At 45.0% G+C, this 5,797-nt stretch carries 7 protein-coding genes; 5 read left to right on the forward strand and 2 right to left on the reverse strand.

The annotated features are described in order from the left end of the window. Together VIP81_RS26805 and VIP81_RS26810 are read left to right on the forward strand one after the other, a co-directional pair. Positions 1-666 (forward strand): class I SAM-dependent methyltransferase (locus VIP81_RS26805; protein ID WP_331968569.1); only part of this gene is annotated, 666 nt, incomplete at its 5' end. A gap of 65 nt (positions 667-731) precedes the next feature. Continuing rightward, positions 732-1,715 carry a GlxA family transcriptional regulator gene (locus tag VIP81_RS26810; RefSeq protein ID WP_331968572.1) on the forward strand — a complete coding sequence of 328 codons (984 nt, stop codon included), beginning with the start codon at positions 732-734 and terminating at the stop codon, positions 1,713-1,715. Between the two features lies 1 nt (position 1,716). On the opposite strand, the gene VIP81_RS26815 is transcribed toward VIP81_RS26810, so the two are convergent. Continuing rightward, positions 1,717-2,148 (reverse strand): response regulator, encoded by a 432-nt coding sequence (locus VIP81_RS26815; RefSeq protein WP_331968575.1) that lies wholly within the window; start codon positions 2,146-2,148, stop codon positions 1,717-1,719. Positions 2,149-2,320: 172 nt separating this feature from the next. Between VIP81_RS26815 and VIP81_RS26820 the strand changes: the two genes are divergently transcribed. Continuing rightward, positions 2,321-3,595: a sorbosone dehydrogenase family protein gene (locus tag VIP81_RS26820; protein WP_331968578.1), complete on the forward strand. Its 1,275-nt coding sequence runs from the start codon at positions 2,321-2,323 to the stop codon at positions 3,593-3,595. Positions 3,596-3,628: 33 nt separating this feature from the next. Next, entirely contained in the window at positions 3,629-4,051 is a 423-nt protein-coding gene (locus tag VIP81_RS26825; protein WP_331968580.1) for a secondary thiamine-phosphate synthase enzyme YjbQ, read from the forward strand. A gap of 12 nt (positions 4,052-4,063) precedes the next feature. Here VIP81_RS26825 and VIP81_RS26830 read toward each other — a convergent pair whose 3' ends face one another. Then, the gene (locus tag VIP81_RS26830) at positions 4,064-4,777 is read right to left on the reverse strand and encodes a 2OG-Fe(II) oxygenase (protein ID WP_331968583.1); all 714 of its coding nucleotides are present in this window, start codon (positions 4,775-4,777) and stop codon (positions 4,064-4,066) included. Positions 4,778-4,943: 166 nt separating this feature from the next. Between VIP81_RS26830 and VIP81_RS26835 the strand changes: the two genes are divergently transcribed. Further along, positions 4,944-5,797, forward strand: an 854-nt coding sequence (locus VIP81_RS26835; RefSeq protein ID WP_331968586.1) for a hypothetical protein, incomplete at its 3' end; no start/stop codon positions are given.

The following is a 5,797-nucleotide window of genomic DNA, read 5'->3' on the forward strand; positions in this document are numbered from 1 at the left end:
GAAAAGGACCTGATATGGTCTGCTGTAGTTGCTAATTCCAGTATGAACCGCGATAGAAATGCCAGCGGTATTAACAGCTACGATAAAGAATTTAAATTTATTCCAGCGCGTTTTCTGGAAAAAGTAGTGCAGGAAAAAGGGAGCGCCTCCTGGCTAGACTTGTGTTGTGGTAGCGGTTTTGCCTTGGTTCAGACGCATGCGGATTTAGTGCGCAGGGGATTACAGCAACAGGTACATTTGAAAGGCATTGATTTACTGGATACTTTTCCACCGGAAGCGGAAAATAGTGCAGGGCTTACATTTGAGGTTACTTCTGTGGTGGACTGGCAGTCGGATCAGTTGTATGATCTCATCACCTGCTCACATGGTTTGCATTACACAGGCGACAAGTTGAAAGTGATAGCAATGGCTTGTGCGGCGCTAACATCAAACGGACATTTTATTGCACATCTCGATTTGCAAAATATAGCAGTACCTCCCACCATTTCCCTGAAAAAATTATTTTCGAAAGATGGTATTCAATACAGTAGCCGTACCCGCATCATTCGTCGTACCGGTACCCTGGCCTTTAATGCCGGGCTTTCCTATGTAGGCGCCGATGATCAGGCGGGGCCTAACTACACAGGTCAGGGTGCTGTAACGTCTTATTATGAGGTAACACCTTGATTCGTGGGGGTACAAACGACTAAAAAGGGGTTGATTCCGACAATCTTTTATCTTAGATTTGGAATATGAAGCAGATATCTATTCTCGTTCCCAAAGGCGCCGTTGCACTTAGCTGCATAGAAGGATCCTTTGTTGCTTTTACCAAAGCAAATGATTTCCTGGAGAGTTTGGGAAGGCCTGCCCTCTTTAATGTTAAGCTGGTAGGACTTAGCAAAGAAGCACAGGTATATGACCGGCTTTTTAAAGTAACGCCGGATATAGTGATAACTGACGACCACAAAGCAGACCTGATCATTATTCCCGCCGTGAATGGAGAACGGGAAGAAGTCATTACGCAGAATAAAGATTTCTTCCCCTGGATTGTGCAGCAACACAGAGCCGGCGCGGAAGTGGCGAGTCTTTGTGTAGGCGCATTTTTGCTGGCTTCTACAGGCTTGCTGGATGGGCGGCGCTGTTCTACACACTGGCTGGCAGCAGCGGAGTTCAGAAACATGTTTCCACAAATAGAACTGGTATCTGAAAAGATCATCACCGATGAACATGGTATCTACTCCAGCGGTGGCGCTAATTCTTTCTGGAACTTGCTGATTTACCTGATCGAGAAATATACCGACAGAGATATGGCCATCCTGGCTTCCAAATATTTTGAGATAGAAATAGACCGGGATAATCAGTCTTGCTTCACCATCTTCAAAGGACAACGGGAACACCAGGATGAATCAGTGAAACAGGCGCAGGAATTTATAGAGCAGAACTTCCAGGATAAGATAACTGTAGAACAATTATCTTCCATGTTTGCAGTAGGTCGCAGAAGTTTGGAAAGACGATTTAAGAAAGCCACCAGCAATACCGTTTCTGAATATATTCAACGGGTAAAAGTGGAAGTAGCGAAAAAAGGTTTTGAAAGTAGCCGGAAAAATATCAACGAGATTATGTGGGAAGTGGGATATTCTGATACGAAGGCTTTCAGGACAATTTTTAAAAAGACAACGGGTTTGTCACCACTCGAGTATAGGAATAAATACAATAAAGGCGCCGTTAAAGCATAGATTATAAGTCCGGGCTGGCAGGATGTGAGAAAAATTTCTGCCAGCTACCTTCCAGTACCCCTTTCAGCATACTACACAGCTCCTGGAAAGTATTAGGTTTGGTCAGGAACAACATGGCCCCTAAACGCATCGCATCTTCCATATCTTCTTTCATGTCGGAAGTGCTGAGTATAATAATATTGGTAATCTTGTGCTGCAGGATTTTTTTCAGTTCTACCAAACATTCCCGCCCATTCATGAGTGGCATATTAAAGTCGAGAAAAATATAATCAGGTGCAGCGATTTTATTTTCCTGGAACATGGCCAACGCCTGAATGCCACTATCACAAATATGTGTTTCTATAACAGGAGAAATATTATTGATGGCTTCCTGGAAGAAAGTCCTGTCATCTGGATCATCGTCAATAATCATTATTTGTTGCGGTTTCGTCATGGTTAAAATTTAAACATTATGGATTTTCATTCTCAATACTATCGCGGCGGGAAATATGAAGATAAAGAAAAATGTGATAGTGTTCGAATTAAATATTTTGTAATGCGTACAGTAGACCTCGTCAGTATCTTTCCCATGGCGTAAATATTGTGATGGCATTGAAAAGAGCCGCATGAAAAAAGAACTGTTAACACTGTTGTTATTATACATTACGCAGGTACTTGTGGCGCAGGATACAACTCCCAATCTGCCACAGCCGTATGCCACCAAATCGCATACCAACTACAGCCATGTAAAAGGTTGGGAAGCGGGTGAAACTCCTATAGCGCCAGCAGGCTTCCGCGTTACCTTATATGCTACTGATTTTGAAAATCCCCGTTGGCTGTATGAATTACCCAACGGAGATATATTGGTTGCAAACTCCAACAGCAATCATTCTTTTCTGACCAAAATAGGTGCGCAAATAGTAGGGGCCAATAAATCCAACAGTATGAAACATAGTGTGGACCGTATTACCCTTTTAAGGGATGCAGACCACGATGGGATCCCTGAATTTCGCAGCACCTTCCTGGAACATTTAGAACAGCCATTCGGGATGTTGTTAATCGGCAAGTATTTTTATGTGGCCAACACCAACGCCTTATGGCGATACACCTATGAAACAGGAAGTACAAAACTCAGTGGCCCGCCGGAAAAAATACTGGATCTGCCGGCAGGAAGAATCAACCGGCACTGGACCCGGAATATCATTGCCAATAAAGAGCAATCGAAAATATACATTGCCGTAGGATCAGGAACGGATCATGCGGAGAAAGGTATCGGGAACGAAAAACTAAGAGCAAATATTCTTGAAATTAATCCCGATGGTACCGGACTCCGGATCTATGCTTCGGGGTTAAGAAACCCGGTAGGCATGGGCTGGGCGCCAGGATCGGCTACTTTATGGGTGGCCGTTAATGAAAGAGATAAACTAGGCGATAACCTGGTCCCCGACTATCTTACCAGTGTAAAAGAAAATGGCTTTTATGGATGGCCATGGTGGTATTATGGCTCCCATCCTGACCCGCGGGTAAAGGACCCTGCACCGGTGGCCGCCAGCGACGTTATTATTCCGGATGTGCCACTGGACGCGCATACCGCTTCTTTAGGTGTAGTGTTTTATACGGGAGATAAATTTCCGCAACGGTACCAACAGGGCGCGTTCATCGCCCAGCATGGCTCCTGGAATCGCAAGCCCATATCCGGGTATAAAGTAATCTTTGTTCCCTTTGCTGACGGCAAACCCGCCGGTAAACCGGAAGACTTCCTGACGGGCTTCGTAAAAGATAGTCTCCATTCCGTTGTGCGGGGGCGCCCTGTGGGATTGCTGATGATGAAAAATGGGAACTTACTGGTAGCCGATGATAAAACCAACAGGATCTGGCAGGTAACGTATGCGCAGCCATGAAATCATTATCTTGCATCCTCTTAAATAACCGGCATGAAAATATTCCAGCAACCCGTACAACTCCATCAACGAAAGAGAGGATTTCATATTATCACCACTGAACTGGTAGACGCATTTCCACAACTGGCCGAAATAAAGACAGGCATGTTGCAGGTATTTATTCAACATACTTCCGCGGGACTCACCATCAATGAAAATGCAGATCCTACGGTGAGACTCGATTTTGAAATGTACTTTAACAAAACAGTCCCCGAGAACGATCCGGCCTATTTACATGATGATGAAGGATCGGACGATATGCCTGCTCACCTGAAAGCTGCCCTGCTGGGTAATTCGGTGATGATCCCTATCCGCAATGGCCGTCTGGCATTAGGCACCTGGCAGGGCATTTACTTATGTGAACATCGTAACTACGGAGGGCCTCGTCATTTAATGCTCACGGCATGGGGAGAGTAGTGTTCCCCGGTTTTAGCTCAACGCATCGTGAAAAATAATCCCTAATGTATGCCGCTGGCCACTATGCACCGGACTTACCCCATGTTTCATATTCACCCGGTAATACCCTTTGCTGCCTTTCATAGGGCGAAAATTAGTCGTAAAAATCAGCATGTCTCCCCGTTTGGGTTTGAGTACATTGGCTTTCGATTGCGCTCTGGGAATTTGTTCGGTGAGTACAAATTCTCCGCCGGTGTAATCTGTGTCCGGTTCATTTAAAAACAATACAACCTGCATCGGAAAATAAATATCGCCATACAAATCCTGGTGCAGAGTATTAAAGCCCTCTTTACCGTATTTCAATATCAGGATGGTAGGCTTGGTTTGACCATTATCATGGCAGTATTGTTTTAACTCAGCATGTGTGGCCGGGAATTTTTTATCGATATGCAGTACTTCCATCCATTTATTGGCAACAGGCGCAATGAAAGTGTATACCGTTTCGCGGATACGGGTAATTGTATCTGGCAGCGGATACTGGAAATATTTATATTCTCCTTTGCCAAAACGATAGCGCTCCATCACAATGGTTTTACGATAGGTATTATCGGCGTTATAGTCGTTGATCAACATGTTGCATTCCGTTTTAGTCAGCGCATTTTCTACCAATGCATAACCCTGTTCCAGTAATTGTGCGGTGGTATGTTGCCAGTTGTGTGCCAGCAGGCGGTCAGTGATATTTTCCATCTGATACTGTTTATATTGAAGTGTAAAATTAGCGCGGCGGGGATGCTCAGAAAACCCGGATCTTGCGGTGTTGTGGGGATACGATTGCGGATATCATTCCGGATTTTCAGGCTGATTTTTTAGCTGATGAAGAATAGCTGCTATCTTTAGGTATAAAATAAGCTGTATGGAAACCTCCCGTGATTATAGTACCATAAGTCCTACTGCCAAATCATTGTTGTTATTGAAAGGGCTCACGCGTATTCCCTTTGTAAAAGAAGCAGCACAACTGATGTTGGCGCCGCAGCCGTATCAGCCGGACCTGAGCAATAAAGACGTTTCTTTCTGGGGCCGGGTATTGCATTTCGAAGACCGCTACTGGAGTATCGATCAGTTATTGGCGGATATATCCGTTAAAAATATTCTGGAGTTATCATCTGGTTTTTCTTTCCGTGGCCTGGAAGCGGTGAAGCAGCCGGGCTATCATTATATCGATACCGACTTACCTGAAGTGGTGGACATTAAAAAGGAATTTGTAGCGGCATTATCGGGGCATCAGGTGCTGGGTACATTGGAGTTGTTACCTTTGAACGCGCTGGATGAAGCGCAGTTTGAAGAGCGGGTAAGTCGTTTCCCGCCGGGTGAAATCGTAATCGTGAATGAGGGGTTGTTGATGTACCTGGATGAATCAGAAAAAGAAACGTTGTGCCGCATTATTCACCGGGTATTGCAACAGCGCGGTGGCTATTGGATTACGGCAGATATTTATGTGAAATGGGACCATACAAAAGCGGGTATTGATCGCGGGGAAGAGTGGAATGCATTTTATGCGCAGCATAGGATTCACGAGAATATGTTTGATAGTTTTGAGGTAGCCGAAGCCTTTTTTAAAAAAATGGGATTTGCGATCGACAAGGAAGCGGTCAGGGATCGTACGCAGCTGACGGCGTTGCCTCACCTGATGGAGAATCTGTCGGAAGCGCAATTGCAAAAGATGCGACAGGGGGGACGGATCAGGGCTACCTGGCGATTGAAGGTAGC

This window comes from Chitinophaga sp. (assembly GCF_036566945.1).
Taxonomy (GTDB): Bacteria; Bacteroidota; Bacteroidia; order Chitinophagales; family Chitinophagaceae; genus Chitinophaga.